The 20,213-nt window shown below is 64.0% G+C and carries 22 protein-coding genes; 8 read left to right on the forward strand and 14 right to left on the reverse strand.

All coding sequences use genetic code 11. From position 1 onward, the window contains the following. Positions 1 to 1,182, reverse strand: a complete 1,182-nt coding sequence (locus ACXYN8_RS05370; protein ID WP_458888284.1) for a glycosyltransferase — start codon at positions 1,180 to 1,182, stop codon at positions 1 to 3. Next, on the reverse strand, positions 1,179 to 1,751 hold the full coding sequence (locus ACXYN8_RS05375) for a helix-turn-helix domain-containing protein (RefSeq protein WP_458888285.1): 573 nt from the start codon (positions 1,749 to 1,751) through the stop codon (positions 1,179 to 1,181). The genes ACXYN8_RS05370 and ACXYN8_RS05375 overlap by 4 nt, the downstream gene beginning before the upstream one ends. 98 nt (positions 1,752 to 1,849) lie before the next feature. On the opposite strand from ACXYN8_RS05375, the gene ACXYN8_RS05380 reads away from it, so the two are divergent. Further along, the gene (locus ACXYN8_RS05380) at positions 1,850 to 2,323 is read left to right on the forward strand and encodes a DUF6456 domain-containing protein (protein WP_458888286.1); all 474 of its coding nucleotides are present in this window, start codon (positions 1,850 to 1,852) and stop codon (positions 2,321 to 2,323) included. Here ACXYN8_RS05380 and ACXYN8_RS05385 read toward each other — a convergent pair. Further along, the gene (locus tag ACXYN8_RS05385; protein WP_458888287.1) at positions 2,308 to 2,877 is read right to left on the reverse strand and encodes a uracil-DNA glycosylase family protein; all 570 of its coding nucleotides are present in this window, start codon (positions 2,875 to 2,877) and stop codon (positions 2,308 to 2,310) included. The two genes, ACXYN8_RS05380 and ACXYN8_RS05385, sit on opposite strands and share 16 nt — an antisense overlap. Then, positions 2,874 to 4,679: an ABC-F family ATP-binding cassette domain-containing protein gene (locus ACXYN8_RS05390; RefSeq protein ID WP_458888288.1), complete on the reverse strand. Its 1,806-nt coding sequence runs from the start codon at positions 4,677 to 4,679 to the stop codon at positions 2,874 to 2,876. Before ACXYN8_RS05390 ends, ACXYN8_RS05385 begins: the two co-directional genes overlap by 4 nt. A gap of 102 nt (positions 4,680 to 4,781) precedes the next feature. On the opposite strand from ACXYN8_RS05390, the gene ACXYN8_RS05395 reads away from it, so the two are divergent. The 4 genes from ACXYN8_RS05395 (at position 4,782) to ACXYN8_RS05410 (ending at position 8,109) form a co-directional block, all read left to right on the forward strand. Further along, positions 4,782 to 5,501 (forward strand): SIMPL domain-containing protein, encoded by a 720-nt coding sequence (locus ACXYN8_RS05395; RefSeq protein ID WP_458888289.1) that lies wholly within the window; start codon positions 4,782 to 4,784, stop codon positions 5,499 to 5,501. Positions 5,502 to 5,586: 85 nt separating this feature from the next. Continuing rightward, entirely contained in the window at positions 5,587 to 5,889 is a 303-nt protein-coding gene (locus ACXYN8_RS05400; RefSeq protein ID WP_458888290.1) for a PepSY domain-containing protein, read from the forward strand. A 92-nt stretch (positions 5,890 to 5,981) separates the two neighbouring features. Continuing rightward, a complete protein-coding gene (locus ACXYN8_RS05405; protein ID WP_458888291.1) occupies positions 5,982 to 6,659 on the forward strand; it encodes a response regulator transcription factor in 678 nt (225 codons plus the stop codon). A 7-nt stretch (positions 6,660 to 6,666) separates the two neighbouring features. Beyond that, positions 6,667 to 8,109: a sensor histidine kinase gene (locus tag ACXYN8_RS05410; protein ID WP_458888292.1), complete on the forward strand. Its 1,443-nt coding sequence runs from the start codon at positions 6,667 to 6,669 to the stop codon at positions 8,107 to 8,109. On the opposite strand, the gene ACXYN8_RS05415 is transcribed toward ACXYN8_RS05410, so the two are convergent. Both ACXYN8_RS05415 and ACXYN8_RS05420 read right to left on the reverse strand, forming a co-directional pair. Beyond that, on the reverse strand, positions 8,106 to 8,669 hold the full coding sequence (locus ACXYN8_RS05415; protein WP_458888293.1) for a septal ring lytic transglycosylase RlpA family protein: 564 nt from the start codon (positions 8,667 to 8,669) through the stop codon (positions 8,106 to 8,108). The two genes, ACXYN8_RS05410 and ACXYN8_RS05415, sit on opposite strands and share 4 nt — an antisense overlap. Positions 8,670 to 9,540: 871 nt before the next feature. Continuing rightward, the gene (locus ACXYN8_RS05420; RefSeq protein ID WP_458888294.1) at positions 9,541 to 10,776 is read right to left on the reverse strand and encodes an argininosuccinate synthase; all 1,236 of its coding nucleotides are present in this window, start codon (positions 10,774 to 10,776) and stop codon (positions 9,541 to 9,543) included. A 182-nt stretch (positions 10,777 to 10,958) separates the two neighbouring features. Between ACXYN8_RS05420 and ACXYN8_RS05425 the strand changes: the two genes are divergently transcribed. Continuing rightward, entirely contained in the window at positions 10,959 to 12,275 is a 1,317-nt protein-coding gene (locus ACXYN8_RS05425; RefSeq protein ID WP_458888295.1) for an acyltransferase family protein, read from the forward strand. A 13-nt stretch (positions 12,276 to 12,288) separates the two neighbouring features. Here the strand turns inward: ACXYN8_RS05425 and ACXYN8_RS05430 are convergent, their stop codons facing one another. After that, a complete protein-coding gene (locus tag ACXYN8_RS05430) occupies positions 12,289 to 13,596 on the reverse strand; it encodes a class I SAM-dependent methyltransferase (protein WP_458888296.1) in 1,308 nt (435 codons plus the stop codon). 85 nt (positions 13,597 to 13,681) lie between these two features. Here ACXYN8_RS05430 and ACXYN8_RS05435 point away from each other — a divergent pair, with 85 nt between their 5' ends. Beyond that, complete coding sequence (locus ACXYN8_RS05435) at positions 13,682 to 14,122, forward strand: DUF1801 domain-containing protein (RefSeq protein WP_458888297.1); 441 nt, start codon at positions 13,682 to 13,684, stop codon at positions 14,120 to 14,122. On the opposite strand, the gene ACXYN8_RS05440 is transcribed toward ACXYN8_RS05435, so the two are convergent. The 7 genes from ACXYN8_RS05440 to rlmN all read right to left on the reverse strand — a co-directional run bounded on the left by ACXYN8_RS05440 (position 14,123) and on the right by rlmN (position 19,280). Continuing rightward, positions 14,123 to 14,860: a molybdopterin-binding protein gene (locus ACXYN8_RS05440; protein ID WP_458888298.1), complete on the reverse strand. Its 738-nt coding sequence runs from the start codon at positions 14,858 to 14,860 to the stop codon at positions 14,123 to 14,125. Further along, entirely contained in the window at positions 14,850 to 15,518 is a 669-nt protein-coding gene (locus ACXYN8_RS05445; protein ID WP_458888299.1) for a cytochrome b/b6 domain-containing protein, read from the reverse strand. The genes ACXYN8_RS05440 and ACXYN8_RS05445 overlap by 11 nt, the downstream gene beginning before the upstream one ends. Continuing rightward, positions 15,515 to 16,282, reverse strand: coding sequence for an SDR family oxidoreductase (locus ACXYN8_RS05450; RefSeq protein WP_458888300.1), 768 nt, complete (start codon positions 16,280 to 16,282; stop codon positions 15,515 to 15,517). Before ACXYN8_RS05450 ends, ACXYN8_RS05445 begins: the two co-directional genes overlap by 4 nt. A gap of 39 nt (positions 16,283 to 16,321) precedes the next feature. Continuing rightward, positions 16,322 to 16,684: a glycine zipper 2TM domain-containing protein gene (locus ACXYN8_RS05455; RefSeq protein ID WP_458888301.1), complete on the reverse strand. Its 363-nt coding sequence runs from the start codon at positions 16,682 to 16,684 to the stop codon at positions 16,322 to 16,324. Between the two features lie 132 nt (positions 16,685 to 16,816). Next, on the reverse strand, positions 16,817 to 17,458 hold the full coding sequence (locus ACXYN8_RS05460; RefSeq protein ID WP_458888302.1) for an MOSC domain-containing protein: 642 nt from the start codon (positions 17,456 to 17,458) through the stop codon (positions 16,817 to 16,819). Further along, a complete protein-coding gene (locus ACXYN8_RS05465) occupies positions 17,455 to 18,051 on the reverse strand; it encodes a class I SAM-dependent methyltransferase (RefSeq protein ID WP_458888303.1) in 597 nt (198 codons plus the stop codon). Before ACXYN8_RS05465 ends, ACXYN8_RS05460 begins: the two co-directional genes overlap by 4 nt. After that, entirely contained in the window at positions 18,048 to 19,280 is a 1,233-nt protein-coding gene (rlmN, locus tag ACXYN8_RS05470; protein ID WP_458888913.1) for a 23S rRNA (adenine(2503)-C(2))-methyltransferase RlmN, read from the reverse strand. Before rlmN ends, ACXYN8_RS05465 begins: the two co-directional genes overlap by 4 nt. A 253-nt stretch (positions 19,281 to 19,533) precedes the next feature. Here rlmN and ACXYN8_RS05475 point away from each other — a divergent pair, with 253 nt between their 5' ends. Next, the gene (locus ACXYN8_RS05475) at positions 19,534 to 20,199 is read left to right on the forward strand and encodes an outer membrane protein (RefSeq protein WP_458888304.1); all 666 of its coding nucleotides are present in this window, start codon (positions 19,534 to 19,536) and stop codon (positions 20,197 to 20,199) included. Positions 20,200 to 20,213: the final 14 nt, after the last annotated feature.

Here is a 20,213-nt window from a genome sequence, read left to right on the forward strand (position 1 = left end):
TCAGGCTTTCGTGCCGATGATCCCCGAGTAAAGCGCGTCGAGATTCTCGGCGTGTGCCTGCCAGCTGAATTCCGATACCGTCGCGGCGACCTCCTCCTGTAGAGGCGCCGCGTCGAGCGTTGCGCGTATGCCTTGGGCAATCGCGGCGGGATCGCGTGCTACCAGCCGCCCCGCCGAGTCCGAGCGGACCAGTTCCCTTGCCCCGCCTACGTCGCTGATCACCAGCGGACACCCGCAAGCGAGCGCTTCGACCCAGGCATTGGCTAGCCCTTCGCTGGCTGAGGGCAGCACCATCGCCGACGCGGCCGAGAGGACGCTCGCAATATCCTGCTGCGGCAGATTGCCTAGCAGGTGAACCCGAGCACCTAGTCCAAGCTCCCTGGCCTGCGCTTCGAGCTTCGCACGGTCTTCGCCTTCGCCGACCAGGACCAGCCGTGTATCGGGCACCTCGGCGAGCGCCTGAAGCACCAGCGACTGGCCCTTGCGGTCGATCAGCGCGCCCACGCTCGCGATAAGCGAAGCGTCCGCCGGAATGGCGTGCGTTTCTGCCAAGACCCGCCGCGCCTCATCCCGCGGACGGGGGTGGAACAGTCCATGATCGAGGCCGGTGTAATGCACGGCAATGTTGTCCCGCGCTACTCCGAGCGCTGCAACGTCGTCTGCAAGTGCTTCGCTGACCGCGATGACCTGCGCGGCGCGCGTCGCCGTGTCGCAGATTGCCTTCCGGCCATAGGCTTTTGCGCCCCAATAGGAGATGTCCGCTCCGCGGGCCTTTACCGCGAAGGGAAGGTCAAGCACCCGCGCGACCCACGCCGCTACCGGCCCATCGGGGTAGAAGAACTGTGCGTCGACCAGATCGAAGGGCTGTTCGGCGTGCAACTGCTTTGCCAGCGGCATGATCGTGCGCGCGATGGAACCTGGATTGAAACGCCCCGACAGACGCGGGACCAGCGTGAAGATGGGACGGCGCACATCCACGCCGCCCGCGCGCCCGTCGCGTGCGGCATCGGCCAGCGGGCGATAATGACCGAAGGGGATGGGCGGGATGCCGATGGGATTGATGACCGTCACCTCCCAATCCTCGCGGGCCGCCAGCGCCTCCAAACTGCGAGCGACGAACGTACCGAAACGGGGCGTGTGCGCATTGGGATAGAGAGTCGCGATGGAAAGCAGGCGCTTCACAGCTTCCTCACCAGCATTTCGGCCAAAGCGATCCACGGCGGGCTGTCGACAACGACCTGCTTCTCTCCAAGGACGGGCGGGAGGATGCCGACCATCGTCCCGCGCCGGTCGATCAGCCGTCCGAAAGCGAAGCGGCCGCCTTTCTTGGGCACGAGAACGTCGCGATTGACCATCCGACCGGCTTCGTCAGGATCGTGCTGGCGCAACCACAACTGGTCCCCCGGACGGTATTCGCCAGCGCTGGCTTCTACCGTCATGACCACCAGTGGACCGCCCGCGGCGAGGTCGGTGGGAAGAACGGCATCACGGGGGGTGTCGAGCGCTTCGGGGCCATTCACCGTCAGCCGCGCGACAACGGCGATGGCATCTTCACCCTCGTTCGTCACGAGCATTTCCGCTTCGACGTTCAGAGCCGCCGCGATGCGGTTCATCCACGACAGGGACAGGCTGCGCATTCCGGTCTCGAGTCGGCCGATTGTCTGCGCGGTAGTGGCGGGTTCGCACCGCTCGGCGACTTCGGCGAGAGTGAGGCCCTTCTGCTTGCGGATATCGCGTATGCGGTTGATCACTGGCGCCGCTCCTCTAACCGTTTCGGTTCATTAGGTCTTTCCTACAGCGGTTTCTCAGGTTCAAGGCGCGCTGCCCAGTCATCCACAGGAGACCCGCCATGAACCGACACCTGGTCGAACGCGAACTGACGAGCGAGGGGCCGCTGCGGCGCAAGGGCGTGCGGAAACAGGCGAGGAGCGCGACGGTCAACCTCGCCGAATCGCCGCTCAGCTGGCTGCACGCGCGCGGTCATGTCGACGACCGGCTCCACGCCGCGGGCGAGCGGCTGCGCGCAGATTACGAACGCGCGCAGCTTGCGCCCACGGTTACGATGCGATGGGATCCGGTGCGGATCAAAGGCAGCGGCGAAGCCGGACTGACCCCCGGCGAGCGGCAGATCGCTGCGAAACAGCGGTTCGATGCCGCATTGGCCGAAGCGGGTAAGGGGCTGGAGGATATCCTCTGGCGCGTGGTGTGTGCAGGCGAATCTCTCCCAACGGCAGAGAAGGCTCTGGGCTGGCCCACGCGCAGCGGCAAGCTGGTGCTGAAGCTGGCGCTGGAGCGGGTCGCGCAGTTCTATCGCATCAGTTGAGCGACGGCAGCGCGCAAGACAGGCAGCACTTCATCCGCAAACCACGGATTGCGCCGCATCCAGAGTGTGGAGCGCCATGCCGGGTGGGGCAAGGGGATCACGCAGGGCAGATAGTCGCGGAAGCTGCGAACCCGCTCCGTCATCGAGAGGCGCTTTGTTTCGGGCAGGTATTGCGCCTGGGCGTAGGCGCCGACCAGCAGCGTAAGGCGTTCCGCGGGCAGTTCCGCAAGCACCCGGTCATGCCACAGCGGGGCGCATTCGCGGCGCGGTGGCTTGTCTCCGCCTTCCGCCTTTCCAGGATAGCAGAATCCCATCGGCACCAGCGCGACTTGGGCGGGATCGTACATCTGCGTCTTTGACAGGCCGGTCCATTCGCGCAGGCGGTCGCCGCTCGCATCGTCCCATGGAATGCCGCTTTCGTGCACTTTCGATCCCGGCGCCTGCCCGATGATCAGCAGGCGCGCCGTGCTGGAGAAGGAAACCACCGGTCGTACACCGTGCGGCAAATGCGCGGCGCAGGCGGAGCAGCCCGCGATCTCATCCGCCAGGCTCACCCCTCGATCATCTCCGCCAGTTCGAGCCAGCGTTCCTCCGCCGCGTCCTTTTCGGCACGGGCGTTCTCGATCCCCTTGGAGATGGTCGCGAATTTCTGCGGGTCGCGGGTGAACAGGTCGGGGTCCGAAAGGATCGTTTCCCCTTTCGCGATCGCGCCTTCCAGTTCCTCAATCCGCGCCGGCAGCAGTTCGTAGTCGCGCTGGTCCTTGTAGCTGATCTTTTCCGATCTGGGGGGAGGCGGGGCAGCCCCAGCCGTGTCTGTCGCGACCTTTTCGACCCGCTTCTTGGGCTGTCGGCGTTCCTTGCGCTTCGCTTCCCAGTCCTCGTACCCGCCCGCGACCACGTCCACCGCGCCGCTGCCATCAAGGCCGAGCGTGACGGTCACCGTCTTGTCGAGGAAGTCGCGGTCGTGGCTGACGATCAGCACGGTGCCGTCGTAATCGGCAATCACTTCCTGAAGCAGGTCGAGCGTTTCGAGATCGAGATCGTTGGTCGGCTCATCAAGCACCAGCAGGTTGGAGGTGCGGGCAAACTCGCGCGCCAGCAGCAGGCGGGAGCGTTCGCCGCCCGACAGCACGCCCACCTTCATGTCGACGATGGCGGGATCGAACAGGAATTCCTTGAGGTAGCCCTGAACGTGCTTTCGCGCGCCGCGCACGTCGATCCAGTCGCCGCCCTCGGCCAGCACCTGCCGAACCGTCTTGTCGGCCGAAAGCAGGCTGCGTTGCTGGTCGATCATCACCCCGCTGAGCGTCTTTGCGTGGGTGATGGAGCCGGTGTCCGGTTCCAGTTCGCCGGTGAGCATCTTGAGCAGCGTCGTCTTGCCCGCACCGTTTCCGCCGACCAGGCCGATACGGTCGCCGCGCTGGATGCGCAGGTCGAAATTGCGGATGATCGTGCGATCGCCGTAGATCTTGGAGATGCCCTCCGCCACAATCACCGACTTGGTCTTGTTGTCGTCGCTGGCGAGCTTCAGCTTTGCAGTCCCGCCCGGCGTCAGCATGGCGGCACGCTGGGCGCGCATTTCCCACAGCTTCTCCAGCCGGCCCTGATTGCGCTTGCGCCGGGCGGTGACGCCGCGTTGTAGCCAGTGCGCTTCCAGCTTCAGCTTGGCATCGAGCTTTTCCGCCGCGCGCGCTTCCTCGGCATAGACCTGCTCCTCCCACGCCTCGTAGCCGCCAAAGCCGACATCCTTGCGGCGCAGCGATCCGCGGTCGAGCCAGATGGTCGCGCGGGTCAGGCGCTTCAGGAAGGTACGGTCGTGGCTGATAACCACGAAGGCGCCCTTGAAGCGATTGAGCCAGTCTTCCAGCCACTCGATGGCGGACAGGTCGAGATGGTTGGTCGGCTCGTCCAGCAGCAGGATGTCGGGGTCCTGCGCCAGTGCGCGGGACAGCGCTGCGCGGCGTCGCTCACCGCCGCTCGCCCCTTCCGCATCCTTCGACAAGTCGATGCCCAGCTGACCGGCAATGGCCTCGATCTCGTGCGGGGCAGGGGGGTGTTCGCCCGTCAGTGCCCAGTCCATCAAGGTGGCGTGGCCCGAAAAGTCCGGGTCCTGCTCCAGCAGCACGATGCGCGTGCCGGGCTTGATCTTGCGAACGCCGCGATCGGCCTCGATCCGGTTGTCGATCATCTTCAGCAGCGTCGTCTTGCCCGCGCCGTTTCGCCCGATCAACGCCAGCCGGTCGCGCGGGCCGATGTGCAGATCGATACCCTCGCCATTCGCAGGGTCGCCGAACAGCCAGCCGCCGCCCTGGCGCAGTCCCATGCCTACCCAGCTCAAGATCGGAGGTGCTGCCATGCGGGGCCAGCTAGGCGCGATTGGGCCGGGGAACAAGGCGGTTCAGTGGCGCGTAAGCAGCTTGCGAGCAGCGCAGCTGTTCGAAACCACAGGAGTTTGCCTATGATCCGCCCAATTTCCGCCTTTGCCGTGCTTGCCGCCGTGGCCAGTCCAGCCATCGCATCCGAAGTGCAAGTCCAGTCGCAGGGGCCGGTCGTCGCGCTAACGGTGACCGAAAGCGTGGAGGCGGCGCCCGATATCGTGGAGATCGGCGCGGGCGTAAGCACGACGGAGGCCACTGCGGTCGAGGCGATGCGCGCCAACTCTCAGAAGATGGCGGCAGTGGTCGCGCGGATCAAATCGCTCGGCATTGCGGCGCGCGACATCCAGACCACCGGCATCAACCTCAGCCCGCGCTACGATTACGATCAGCGCACGCAGGATCAGGTCTTCCGCGGCTACGTCGCCTCCAACCGCGTCAGCGTGACGCTTCGCGACGTGGCCGAAACCGGCGAGGTGCTCGATGCGCTGGTCGAAGCCGGAGCCAACGATATCAGCGGACCAAGCTTCTCCATCGATGACGATACCGCCGCCCGCAGCCAGGCGCGGCAGGCAGCGCTGAAGACCGCGCAGGCGCAGGCGAGCGATTATGCGCGCTGGGCAGGCTACAGCGGCGTGCGATTGCTGGAAATAAGCGAGACGTCCTATCCCGGTCGCCCGATGCCGATGGCGGCGCGCATGGTGGCGGATTCCGCAGCGCCACCGCCCGCTCCGCCGCCGGTCGAACCGGGGCTCGTCGGCACCAGCGTGACCGTCAGCGTGACTTACGAAATGACGCGTTGATATGGCGATGATGCGCACCTGAACACCAGCGGGTGCGCATCATTCAACCCTTGTTCAATGGCTTGGCCCTAGGCACACAGTCATTATGAAACGCATTCTCGCCTCTCTCGCCGGTGCCGCAATGCTTGCAGGCACCTTTGCCGCTCCTGCTGCCGCCCAGTCGCGCAGCGACCAGGACGAAGCGCGAAAGGAGATGAAGGCGGGCAATACGCTGTCGCTCCGCCAGATCGAGCGGCAGGTGCTGCCCCGGATGCGCGGCATGGAATATCTCGGCCCCGAATACGACAGCGCCGCGCGCGCCTACCGTCTCAAGTTCATCGAGAAGGGCAAGGTCGTCTTCGTCGACGTCGATGCGCGCTCCGGCAAGGTGCTGCGGCGCTCGCGCTGACCCCACTTGGGAATCCTCAGGCACTTCGGGCCGCTTGACGCGTTCATGTTGAGCGACCACATCGCCCGAAGCGGCACTTGCAGGGGAAATCCATGCGCATTCTGATTGTCGAGGACGAACCGACCCTCGGCCAGCAACTCAAATCGACGCTCGAACAGAACGGCTATGCCGTCGACCTTTCCACCGATGGGGAGGACGGGCATTTCCTCGGCTCGACCGAGGAATACGATGCGGTCATCCTCGACCTCGGCCTGCCGGAGATCGACGGGCTGACCGTGCTGGGCATGTGGCGCAAGGAAGGCCGCAAGTTCCCCGTACTCGTCCTTACCGCGCGCGACAGCTGGAGCGACAAGGTCGCAGGGCTGGATGCGGGCGCGGACGATTATCTCGCCAAGCCGTTCCAGACCGAGGAACTGATTGCGCGCCTGCGGGCCCTGATCCGCCGTTCCACCGGCAATGCGAGCAGCGAACTGACCGCAGGCGATGTGCGGCTCGATACCCGCTCCGGCCGCGTGACGTTAGCGGGCGAGCCGGTGAAACTGACCGCGCAGGAATACAAGCTGCTGAGCTACCTGATGCACCACAAGGGCAAGGTCGTCAGCCGCACCGAATTGATCGAGCATATCTACGACCAGGATTTCGACCGCGATTCCAACACGATCGAAGTCTTCGTTACGCGCATTCGCAAGAAGCTCGGCGCAGACGTGATTACCACCATCCGTGGCCTCGGTTACAGCCTCGACGACCCCGCCGACGCCCCCCGCGAGTGATCTTGCCATGTCCGACCCCGTAACTGCGGGGGATGGCGAGGCGGTAGCCGCGCGGCCGGACGAAGGAGCGGTTTCGCCCAGCACCGGCAGCCTGTCGCGGCGGTTCATGCTGATCGCGGCGGGCTGGATCTCGGCACTGTTGCTGCTCGGCGGTTTCGCGCTGGACCGCACGCTGACCGGCCTCGTCTCGCAGAATTTCGACGACCAGCTCGAATATCTGCTCACGGCAATCGTCGCCTCCGCAGAGGTCGGCACCGATGGTGACGAAAACTTCGTCTATTTCAACCGTCCTCTAGGCGATCAGCGTTTCCTCGAACCCAATAGTGGCCTTTACTGGCAAATTACGGGGGAGGGCGCGGAAAGCCTGCCGTCGCGCTCTCTATGGGACCGCACGCTTGACGATACGGGCGGGCACATCGATGCCGAACCACACTTCTACGACAGCGACCAGTTTCCGGGCGAGCCGCTGCGAGTGGTCGAGCGCACCATCGAACTGCCGGACAGCGACGTACGCTGGAACTTCGTGGTCGCGGGCGCGCGGCAGGACGTCGAGGCGCAGATCGCGCAGATCCGCTCGATTCTGGTGGCGAGCTTTGCCGTACTGGGGCTTGGACTGTTCCTGCTGGCCGTTATGCAGACCTGGTACGGGCTCGGACCGCTGCGCCGCATCCGCGCGGCGATCCAGCGAATGCGAACCGCCGGGACCAACCGCCTGACCGACCCCCTGCCGAGCGAGGTTCAGCCGCTGGTGCAGGAACTGAACGCGCTGCTCGCCCATTCCGAACGGCAGGCAGAGGAAGCGCGGACCCATGCGGGCAATCTCGCCCACGCGCTGAAGACCCCACTAACGGTGGTAACCAATGCCGCGACCGCCGATGCGCCGGACCTGTGCAAGACCGTGTTGCGCGAGGCATCGGTGATGCGGCGACAGGTCGATCATCACCTCGCGCGTGCGCGGGCGGTGGGGCGGCGCGCGGTGGGCGCGGTAGCCAATGTCTATGCCAGCGCCTCTGCGGTGGAGCGGGCGGTATCGCGGCTTTACCCCGACGGGCGGTTCGACATCGCGGGCAATCGCGGCGCCCAGGTCGCGATAGAGCGGCAGGATCTCGACGAGATCCTCGGCAATCTGATCGAGAATGCCGCGAAATACGGCGCGGGTTCGGTCTTCGTGACCATCGATGTCGATAGGGACAGCGAGCTTTGCGAGGTCTGGATCGAAGACGACGGCACCGGCATCCCGGAAACCGAACGCCAGCGCATTTTCGCACGTGGCGCGCGTCTCGACACGGGGAAGCCAGGCACGGGTCTCGGCCTGGCCATCGTGCGCGACGTAGCGGAGATCTACGGCGGCAGGGTCGAACTGGCCGAGAGCGAGGATCTCGGCGGATTGCTTGTCCGGTTGAGCCTGCCGCGCGCCGAAAGCGAGGCAGAAACCGCGAGCCGGAATTAAAGCTGTTCGAGGTTTACCAGAGCGTGGCCGCGGGCAATCAGCCCGATCTTCTCAGCCGCAGCGCGTGACAGGTCGATGGTCCGCCCGCGAACGAACGGGCCGCGGTCGTTGACCCGAACGACAACCGAGCGACCCGTAGAGGCATTCGTGACCTTCAGCTTGGTGCCAAAGGGAAGCGTCTTGTGCGCGGCGGTGAGGCCGTTCATGTCGAAGCGTTCCCCGCTGGCCGTCGGCCGGCCATGGAACTTGCGCCCGTAATAGCTTGCCATGCCGCTGCCGAGCGGACGACCGGTGGCGGCTACTTCTTCAGCCTCGGCCTCGATCGGCGGTTCGATCTCGCTGATGTCCACGGCGCGCGCCGGCACTTCGACTTCGGGCAGTTCTTCGAACTTCTGGAACAATTCCGCGAAATCGGCGTCGTTCTGAACGACGGCTGCGTTGGATTGCTGCGCACCGACCGAGGAGGTCGGCAGCATTCCCGCGAGCATGCCCGCGGCGGCGAAGAGACCGACTTTCGCCTGGCGGCGCAGTGTTCGGCTGTATGTGCGGTGTCCCGTCATAAGGCCTGCGCTTTTACAGGCGGGCGATTTAGGGTTCCATACGCTGGCGGGGGCCTGCCGCCCCCGGAAAACGGCTCACCGCGATTGATTCGGGGTTAACCATGTTTTGGTTGGGACCAAGCCCCCGATTCCCGCGAAAGTCGGGTCCGACTCGATTCGCGATTGAGAAACTGCAGGGAAATCAGGTGTTTATGCCGTAGGCTGTTCGGTCGGGAACTTGCTGATGACCCACGAAGCTGCTGGAATCCGGCGCTATTCCATGGCGCATACGAAAAATGGGATCGGTATTGCTACCGATCCCACTCTCACCGGCGTGTGGGCTTCACGAAGAAACACTTTGCGCCTGGGTTCCGGCTCCTTCCGGGGGAAGGGCCATATGCCCGGCGCTCGCGTCGGTATCCGGTTCCGTCGGGCGGTTCGGATTTGATCCGAGGATCATTTCCTTCCCACCCGGCGGTTCCGAAACCGTGAATATCGTTTGGCCTGTCTTCTCGAGCGGTTCTGCCAGTTTCGCACCTTGCGGTTTGAAACCCTGCATTCCCATCGAAGACCGACCGACATTCTCGGTCTATCCGACTTTGCGCCTTCGCGGTTTCAACGGCCCGGTCATTCTTCCATCCGAAGATGATGTCCTGTCCGATCCTCGACCGCGCAGCTCTTCGCCGTCGCGTCGCTACGGTTCCGAATTCCCTCTTTCCGCTCCAGCCTTTCGGCTTTCGCTTGTCGGAGGGACAATCCCCGTTTCGATGATTTGAGAATGCTGCCAATAGCCGATTCGGGCAAGGGCGCAGCCTGCGACTTATCCACTTTGTTGCGAAATGCCAGTGGACAAGGGTGGATAACTCAACACTTCACCGCATTTGGCGAAATATTATTGCTCAGCCGTCCATCCGCCGCGCTTGGCGAGCAGTTTGAGGCGCAGCGCGTTCAGCTTGATGAAGCCCTGTGCGTCCTTCTGATCATACGCTCCGGCATCGTCTTCGAACGTAACGACGTCCTGCGAATATAGGTTGTAGCTGACATCGGCGCGGCGACCGACGACCTGCACGCTGCCCTTGTAGAGCTTCAATCGCACGTCGCCGGTGACGAAGCGCTGGCTGTGATCGATCGCGGCCTGCAGCATCTCGCGTTCGGGCGCGAACCAGAAGCCGTTGTAGATCAGTTCCGCATACTTGGGCATCAGCTCGTCCTTGAGGTGAGCGGAGCCACCGTCCAACGTAAGCTGTTCGATCCCGCGGTGCGCCCGCGCGTAGATCTCGCCGCCCGGCGTCTCGTACATCCCGCGCGACTTCATGCCGACGAAGCGGTTCTCGACCAGGTCGAGCCGCCCGATGCCATGACGACGTCCGTATTCGTTGAGCTTGGCGAGCAGGGTCGCCGGGCTCATCGCTTCGCCATTCACCGCCACGCCGTCGCCCTTGTCGAAGGAGACGGTGATGTATTCCGGCGCATCGGGTGCGTTTTCCGGGTGGTCGGTGCGCGAATAGACGTAGTCGGGCGTCTCTTCCCACGGGTCTTCCAGCACCTTGCCCTCGGAAGAGGTGTGGAGCAGGTTCGCGTCGGTCGAGAACGGGCTTTCGCCGCGCTTGTCCGTTGGCACCTGGATCTGGTGCTTTTCCGCCCACGCGATGAGCGACGTGCGGCTCGTGAGGTCCCATTCGCGCCACGGAGCGATGACCTTGATGTCGGGGTTGAGCGCATAGGCCGACAGTTCGAAGCGCACCTGGTCGTTGCCCTTGCCGGTCGCGCCGTGGGCGATGGCATCGGCCCCCGTCTCGCGCGCGATTTCGACCAGGCGCTTGGAGATCAGCGGGCGGGCTATGCTTGTGCCGAGCAAGTAGTCGCCTTCGTAGCGGGCATTGGCGCGCATCATCGGGAAGACGAAATCCCGCACGAATTCCTCGCGCAGGTCCTCGATGAAGATGTGTTCGTCGGGGATGCCCATGGCGCGGGCCTTGTCGCGGGCGGGTTCGATTTCCTCACCCTGGCCGAGGTCGGCGGTGAAGGTGACGACGTCCAGCCCGCGTTCGACCTTCAGCCACTTGGCGATCACGCTGGTATCGAGGCCGCCCGAATAGGCGAGCACCACTTTCTTGACGTCGGACATCGGCATTTCCCGTGAGTGAGGCAATCGGCGGCGCGGGTAACAGGCGCAGGGGCGCGTAGCAATTGCGAAAGGATTTGCCGCGCAAAAGCGGGTGTTTTCAGCGGCTGGGAATTGCGCTTCCGCGTGATAAGGTTCTTGCCGGACGCTTGGGGGTCGCTGGGGGGGAATACTTGATGTCATCAATGTGGAACAGGGCGCGTACGCTGGCGGAACAGGCTCCGCCCAGCCGCAATCGCTACGTCGACTTCCTCCGCGCTTTCTCCATCCTCGCGGTGGTTATCGGCCACTGGCTCGTAGCGGCGCCCTATATCGACGGCGCGGGGGAGGTCGTAGGCGGGCATCTGCTCGGCATTCTGCCGTGGAGCCAGTGGCTGACCTGGGGCTTCCAGGTGATGCCGATTTTCTTTCTTGTCGGTGGCTATTCCAATGGCGTCAGCTGGGCCGCTCAGCAGCGTGACCAGAAGCGCTATGCCGACTGGTTCGCGAGCCGCATCCAGCGTCTGATCAATCCGGTCTTCCCGGTCCTGCTACTCTGGGCGGCGGTGACTTTCCTCGGCACGCAGGCGGGGCTGGAGCGTGGGGTCGTCGCGATGGCCGCGCACCTGGCGCTGGTGCCGGTGTGGTTCCTCGCCGTCTATCTCGGTATCACTGCCGTCACCCCGCTGACCTACGCCGCATGGCTCAAGTTCGGCTGGTGGAGCATCGTCGTCCTGGTGCTGGCTGCGATCGAGGTCGACTTCCTGCGGTTGAGCTACGGCGTACCGCTGATCGGATGGGCCAACTTCGCCTTCGTCTGGCTGGCGATCCATCAGCTTGGGTTCGCTTGGGGCGAGGGGAGGCTGGCGAAGGGCGTGCGGCCCTGGCTGCTGTTCGCGGGCGGGCTGATAGCGCTGGTCATTCTGTTAATGCGCTACCCCTATCCCATCGCGATGATCGGGGTGCCGGGATCGGACCTGTCGAACTCCATGCCGCCGACGCTCGCGCTGCTCAGCCTTGGGATAACGCAGACCGGGCTTGTGCTGGGGCTGGAGAAAGTCGGGCGGCGGATGCTGGAAAACATCTCGATCTGGACCGGCGTTGTGCTGATGAACGGCATGATCATGACGATCTACCTGTGGCACCTGACCAGCTTCGTCGCCGTGCTGATCGCTGCGTGGCTTCTGGGCGGCATCGGCCTCGATGCCTTTCCCGGCTCAGCAGAGTGGTGGATTGCGCGCCCGGTGTGGTTCGCGCTTTACATCCTCGCCCTGCTGCCGCTGATCGCGGTGTTCGCGAAATACGAGCGCGGCTCCCCCATCGCCCCGCTCGACAAGCCTTCGCCGGAATGGCGGCTGGTGGTTGGCCTCGTGCTTATCTCTCTGGGGCTCGCCATGACCGCCGCGATCAGCATTGCCAGCCCGGAGGGGCTGACCGGCGTGCGGTTATGGGTGGTGGCGCTGCCCTTCGTCGGAGCGGCGCTGGTGGGGTTCGGCCCGGTCTACCGTTGGGTTAAAAGCTAGGCCGAGCGAAGGCTCACTCCGCCGCTTCCCGCAGCGCCGGGTCGAGGTGCCACCGCGGCGCGGTGTCGGCGGCGCGCAGCCTTGCGCTTTCTTCCGCCATGTAATCGCGCGTCATCGGGATGGCGGCGCGGTCCTTCACATAGACCAGCTGCCAGTTGACCATCGTGCCATGGCGGAAGCTCTGCTCCGCGCCGCACAAATAGTAGAGCCACATCCGGTAGAAGACCTCGTCATACATCGCCACGATCTCGTCGCGGTGCATGACCGTGCGATTGTACCATTCCTCCAGCGTGTAGGAATAGTGGAAGCGCATCGCCTCCACGTCCATCACCTGCCAGCCGGCCTTTTCGCTCTCGGTAACGAGTTCGGACAGGGCCGGGATATAGCCGCCGGGGAAGATGTACTTGCGCGTCCACGCATCGGTGTAGCCCGGCATCCCCGTGCGCCCGCAGCAGTGCGAGATCATCACGCCGCCGGGTTTCAGCAGGCGGTGGGTGTGCTCGTAGAACTGCGGGTAATGGATGGTGCCGACGTGTTCGAGCAGGCCGACGGAGCTGATCCGGTCGAACTCCCCTTCCACGTCGCGGTAATCCATCAGCGCGAACCTGACCTTGTCGCTGACGCCCTCCGCCTCAGCGCGTTCCTTGCAATAGGCGATCTGGTCGGGGGCGAGGGCAACGCCCAGCACTTCGCAGCCGTAATGCCTGTGCAGATAGAGTGCGAAGCCGCCCCAGCCGCACCCGATGTCGAGCACCTTCATCCCCGGCTTGATATTCAGCTTCGCCGCGAGATGCGCCTTCTTGTCGAGCTGCGCCTGCTCGAGCGAGGTCGTTTCCGGGTCCCCGCGATAATAGGCCATGGTGTATTGCCGGTCCTCGTCGAGGAACAGCTCGTAGAGGCGGCGGGTCAGGTCATAGGCGTGTTCGGCGTTCTTGCGGGCCGATCCTCTCAGGTTGATGCCATCGATCTTGGCGATGGTCTTCTGCGCCAGCCAGCTGAGCCTGCCTTGCGATTGCAGCGCCTTTTCGCCGCGGACCTTGGCGTTCATGGTGACGAACAGGACGAGATCGCGGATGTCGTGAGGCTCATCGATCACCAGCCAACCCCACATAAACGCCTCGCCCGCGCCAAGCTGCGGATACCGCGCGATGTGGCGCGCAGCCTTGCGGCTGGTCAGGCGAATGCGGATGGGCCCGTTCTCCATCCCTTCCACACTCTGCCAGTCGTCTGAACCGTAGGCGTATTCCTTGCCATCGTGGTCGGTCACGATGAGCTGCCCGCGCTCGATTGCGCCGCGCAAGAACTTGTCGAGTAGCCACATAATTCCAACTCCCCATGGTGGACCGTGGGCATGCAGTTTCACCTGCGAATTGGCATCGAGTCAAATTCGGCGTAAAACCGCATCCATGACGCAGGCCGACAAATCTTCGAGCAGCGCGGAGGTGGAAACTTACATCGCCTGCGTGGAGCCGGCGGAGAAACGGGCCGATTCCGAAGCGCTCGACGCGATGTTTCGCGCGGTCACGGGCGAACAGGCGAAGCTGTGGCCGGGCGGAATCATCGGTTACGGCAGCTATTCGACGACATACGAGAGCGGGCGCGAGGTGACTTCGATGCGCGCGGGCTTCAGTCCGCGCAAGGCCAAGCATTCGCTCTACCTCATGGGTGGCTATTGCGACCCGGCGACTGCGGAAAGTCGCGACGCATTGCTGCCGCAACTTGGCAAGCACGCGGTCGGCAAGAGCTGCCTCTACATCAATCGCCTTTCCGACGTTGACCTGACCGTGCTGGAACAATTGATCCGAACGGACTGGGACGCGATGAACCGGCTGTACCCGGCTGGCTGATCAGATTCCGGCGTACCATTGGTAGCCCCGGTCTTCCCAGTATCCTCCGTTCCCGCCTTCGATGTCGTCGAGACTGGCGACGGCTTCTATCGCGGTGAGATACTTGGCGTGCTTGTAGCCGAGTTGCCGCTCTATTCGCATCCGCAAGGGCGCGCCGTTCTTAACCGGCAGCGGCTCTCCGTTGAGACGGTGGGCGATGATCGTCTGCGGGTGCATGGCATCGACCAGATCCACGCTCTCGTAATACCGCGATCCCCCCAGCGTGTCGGCGCAGCGGAAGACGATATACTGCGCCTGCGCTTGCAGCCGCGCGGCTTCCAGCAGCACGGACAGCGGCACCCCCGTCCATTCGCCGATGGCGCTCCACCCCTCGACGCAGTCGTGGCGGGTGATCTGCGTGCGCTGGGGCAGGCGGCGGATATTCTCCAGCGTCAGCGACAGCGGATTATCGACCAGTCCGCGCACTTCCAGACGCCAGTCGGCAAACCCGCTGGCCACCGCGGAGCGATAGGCTGGTGTGTCGATATCGGTCGAACCGTTGCCGCGGAAATACGGCGAGAGGTCTGCGCGGGTGTATTCCGGCGCCAGCCCCTCGCGCCCGCCGAGAGCGCGCTGGGTCACCTTGTGCAGCCGCTCTGCCACGTCGACCACGGACTTGCCGGCGTCGCTCTTAGCAATCTTCGAGCAGCCCGCGAGCAGCGCGGCCAATCCGGAGAGGACGACGTTTCTACGCTGCATCCCGCCCTCCGGTAATCATGTCGCGGATGTGGCGCAGCGGCTTGTTCAGCAGCACCAGCACCACGTGCACGACGAAGAACGCGAACAGCGCCCAGGCGAAGATGAAATGCAGCGAGCGTGCGCTCTGTCGGCCACCCATCAGCTCGACCATCCAGCTCCAGAACGGTTCCGTTCCGGGGCTGATCGCCATGCCGGTGAATATCATCATCGGCAGGATCACGCCGAGGACGACGCCGTAGGTCAGTTTCTGGAGGAAGTTGTACTTGCCCGCATGGTGGTCGAACCGCAGTTTCAGATGGTCGACGATGTCCTCGCGGATCGCGCTCCAGCGCCATTCGCGGCGGCGCGTCATCAGGTCACGGGGGAAATGGCGATTGAACAGCATCGCTACCCACGCGAACAGAAGGCCCAGTGCGAACGGCCAGGCCACGAGCACGTGCCAGTCGCGGGCGACGGCAAGGCTGTAATAATCGGGGATGGTCGCCCATTCGGGAAAGCGCGGAACTTCTGCCCACGCCTGTTCGGGCGAGAAGCCCTCTTTCCCCCAATAGAGAAAGCGATGGCCGTTGGAAATGTTCAGCCCGCTCATGAACAACACCACCACGCAAACGAGGTTGAGCCAGTGCCACAGGCGGGTCGTCAGCGCGTGCCGCTTCACCTTGGCGCATCCATTTCGCGCGCGAGGTAGATGACGTCGCGGCTCTGGCGCAGCAAGTGCTGGCCGCTGTCGACGTAGAGCGTCTTCCCGCTCGCAAGCCATCCCTGCGCCAGCCACAGAGCGGCGTCGGCCACTTCCTCTGCCGCAGTCTTGCGCTTGAGCAGGTTGAGCCGGTGGGACACCTCGATTTCCTCCGGCGTCTGGTCATGGCTTGGCAGGATGGCGCCGGGAGCGAGGCCGTAGACCCGGTCCTGCGCCTGCGCCGCGCCCATCGCCAGCATCGGGATCGCCCCGGCCAGCGCGTGCTTGCTCATGGTATAGCTGAAGAAATCGGGGTTCGGGTTGGCGAGCTTCTGATCGGTCAACTGTATCACCCGGCGGCCATGCGGCGTGCGGGCGCTCGCCAGGAAAGCCTGCGCCATGCGCGTAGGAGTGACGGCATTGATCTGCATGGCGCGCGAATTGATGGCGGGATCGAGCGCTGCCAGATCGTCCGGCTCGAAAATCCCGGCCGAGTTCACCAGAACCCGCCAGTCAGGAAGCCGGGCTGCCAGCGTTTCCACCATCGCCACCGCCGCGTTTCCATCTACAAGATCGCAGCAGACGGTTTCGGCGGAGGGGAGGGTGGCGGCCAGTGCCTCTGCGGCATCGCCGGATCGCCGGTAGTGAATACAAACGTGCCAGCCGTTCCTGCCGAATGCGGAGGCTATCGAAGCGCCGATGCGCTTCGCGGCTCCAGTGACAAGAACGGCTGGCCGGTTCATCGCCGCCCGGTGTGCGGGCGGCGAGAGGTCAGGTCAAGCTTAACGGCAGCGGTTCCGGCCTTCGGCCACCTTCTTGCCGAGCAGCGCACCGGCTGCCGCGCCGAGGATCGTGCCCGTGGCACGTTCGCCGCGCGTATCGATTGCGCGCCCGACGAGCGCACCAGCCGCGCCGCCAATCAGCAGGCCGACGGTGCCGTCGCCCTTGCGGCAGTAGTAGCGGCCATCGCGGCCTTCCCAGTACCGGATACCATCATTGGTGCGGCGGTAGGAGATGTTGTCGTGCTTGTCGCGATAGCCATGCGCCGGGGCCCAGCGCGGCGGATCGGCAGCGGCCGGAGCCGAAATGGCGAGGCCGGTGAAAGTCATCGCGGAAGCGGCGAGAGCGAGAGAAATCTTTTTCATGGTGCGAGCCTTTCGGTCTGTTGTTCCGGTATAACGACGTTTCTCGTTCATCGGTCCCCAACGCTGGATGAACGAAACTGCGCTATGCGGAGATTGCGGTGAAGCGACACCGCAGGCGCGACGAAGCGTGCGTTACAGCGCGGCCCGTTTGGCGATGTCCCGGACCAATCGGTCGGACACGCGGGGCAGGGCGGCTAGTTCGCGCAGTTCCGGCTCGGCAGCACTGCGGCGGCCGTATACCGCTTCGAATGCGCGTCTGACGCTCCACATTGTTTGCGGTCTTTCGACCAACTGGAGCGTATCGCCGGCTTCGGCTGTGCCTGTCTCGATCACGCGATAGAACCACCCCGATCGCGCTGCGGCGACCATGGCCTTCACGACACCCTTTGTCTGAAGATGCTGTTCAATGGTGGCGCAGGGCTGACGCGGTTGAGTGACCTCGATCAGCGCACTTCCGAACCGGAAGCGGTCACCTATGAACACGGTCTCTTCCATCAATCCGGAGGCCGAAAGATTTTCTCCCATGCCGCCGGGCTGGCCCAACGGTGTCAGCGGCCCGAACGTATCGGTCAGCCATGCGTGGTGTTCGAAGGGGAATTGGTGCAGCGCCATCGCCGGGAAGCCGTGATACTTGCGATTGACCTGCACGTCGGACGCGATGCCGCGCTCTCCAATGACGACAGCGCCCGAAAGCGGCTGTTTCGCGATGCCGCTACGCTTGCCGTTGGCGAGTGGGTGACCGGGCCCAGAGCATATCGCCTCGATGACGGTCACAGGGGTTTCTGCAACGTCAGGGCGATCCAGTCGCGTTGCGTTCCGTCCGCACCTTTTCCGGCGTATACCTCGCTCTCCACAACGGCGAAGCCGGTCTGGCGATAAAGCGCCTCGATCCATTTGCGGTCGGGAAAATTGTGCAGGCGGCCAAGCAGATCGCGGCCTTCGCCATCGCCCAACTTGTAGCTGGCGAAGTGCCATCCTGCGGGGCGAAGGGCGTGATGAATTGCACGAAGATAACCGGGAAGATCGGCGCGCGCGGCGTGGAGCAAGCAGGCGTGCGCCCAGATTGCGTCATAAGCCTCGGTCGCGGACAGTTCCTCGAAACGCATGACCCGCGCGTTCAGTCCGAAGCGTTCGTTGGCCTTGCGGACCATCGCCACCGTGCCGTCGGTCGCATCCAGGTCGAACCCGCGCTCTTGAACGCGCGCTCCGTCGCGTCCGCTACCGCAGCCCAGCTCCAATACCCGCGCGCCGGTTTCGAGCCGGTCGAGGAAGGCATCGAGGTGACGGCTGGGCGCCTGCGCGAAGCTGAGCGTGTAACGCGGCGCCTCCCGCTGGTAGAAGGCGATCGTCGCTTCGTCCGCGCTCACTGCGCCGCTGCTGCCTCGCGGTCCCGCTCTGCACGGCTTTTCTTTTCTGCTGCGGTCTTTAACTGGCCACAAGCGGCGTCGATGTCGCGCCCGCGCGGAGTGCGGACAGGCGCACTGATGCCGCCTTCGAAGACGATGTTGGAAAAGGCCCGAATCCGTTCCGGCGTGGAACATTCGTATTGCGCACCCGGCCATGGGTTGAACGGGATCAGGTTGACCTTCGCCGGCAGCTTGAACTGCTTGATCAGGCGCACGAGTTCGCGCGCATCGTCATCGCTGTCGTTCTTGTCCTTCAGCATGACGTATTCGAACGTGATCCGCCGCGCGTTGTTCGCACCGGGATAATCGGCGCACGCCTGCAGCAATTCCTCGATACCGTACTTACGGTTGAGCGGGACGATCTCGTCGCGAATGTCCTTCGTAACGGCATGAAGCGAGACGGCCAGATTAACCCCGATTTCCTCGCCGCATTTCTCCATCATCGGCACAACGCCGCTGGTGGACAGGGTGATGCGCCGCTTCGAGAGGCCGAGCCCGTCGCCATCCATCACCAGCCGCAGCGCGTCGCGGACATTATCGAAATTGTACAGCGGTTCACCCATACCCATCATCACGATGTTGGTAAGCAGGCGACCGTCTGCGGTGTATTCCGCCGCGCTCGCATCGTCGCCGAAGTCCATCTTGCCCTTGGGCCATTCGCCCAACGCATCGCGAGCGAGCATGACCTGTCCGACGATCTCGCCGGGTGTCAGATTGCGCACCAGCCGCATCGTGCCGGTGTGGCAGAAGCGGCAGTTAAGCGTGCAGCCCACCTGGCTCGACACGCAAAGCGTTCCGCGGTCTGCATCGGGGATGAAGACCATCTCGAAATCGTGGCCGTCGGGTGTGCGGAGCAGCCACTTGCGCGTGCCGTCGGTCGAATGCTGCGCCTCCACCACTTCGGGCCGCCCGATAACGAACCGTTCGGCCAGCCATGGGCGCATCGTCTTGGCGATGTCGGTCATCGCATCGAACTCTGTCGCACCGCGATGGTAGAGCCAGTGGAACACCTGCTTGGCGCGAAGCTTCGCCTGGCGCGCATCGAGACCTGCCTCGGCAAGAAGCTCCGCAATGCGGGCCTTGGGCAGTCCGATAAGGTCGGTCCGGCCATCCGCGCGCGGCGTGATATCGCGCGCAACGGGAACGGGATCCACCTGACCGGGGATCGGCATGAGGTCAGTGTCTGGCATGATGTCGCTGCATATACCGGGAACCGCCGACGTGCGCCAGCCCTGCTTGTCGAAGGCAGTTCCCATCCATCTGTCGCAATCGGCCGCACGACGAAGTGTTTGGTCGTGCTGCTGCTACCGTTCGTCGGCTAATGTGTGTCTGATTTGCCACAAGTTTCTTGTTGTATTCTGTTAATGAAACCGGACCGGCAAACCTCCGTTTGGACCCCTGCGCGGCGCATTCGCCGCAGCATAAAGGAAATGGAGTTCAAGTATGAAAAAGGGTCTCATCATTCTCGCGGGCGTGTCGGTCGCCGCTCTGGCAACGCCGGCAATGGCGCAGTCGAGCGACACGACGTTCACCGGCCCGCGCGTGGAGATCGTGACTGGTTACGACACGACCCGCGCAGGCAGCACGATCGACGATGATTCGGATGCCGACAACGATCAGTCCATCGAAGGCCTGCTCTACGGTGTGGGCGTCGGTTACGACGTCGACATGGGTAGCGTCGTTATCGGTGCGGAAGCGGAACTGTCTGACTCGACCGCCAAGACGGAATTCAACGACGGTGACTTCGAAGGCATCGGCATTGGCAACGTGAACGTCAACCGCGACCTCTACCTCGGCGCGCGCGTCGGTGCCAAGGTCGGCCCGAATGCTCTCGCATACGTGAAGGGTGGCTACACCAACGCCAAGTTCGACGTGCGTTCGCGCGACGGTTCGACCGAATTCACGCAGGACATCGATGCCGACGGCTGGCGTCTGGGCGCGGGTGCGGAATACGCGGTCAGCGAAAACGCATTCGTGAAGCTCGAATACCGTTATTCGAACTACCAGAAGGCAGAAGTCGATTTCCGCGACGACTTCACCGATGGTGATCGCTTCGACATCGACCTCGACCGTCACCAGGTCGTTGCCGGTGTGGGCGTGCGCTTCTGATAGCGCCACTTCGA

Source organism: Altererythrobacter sp. CAU 1778 (genome assembly GCF_054482795.1).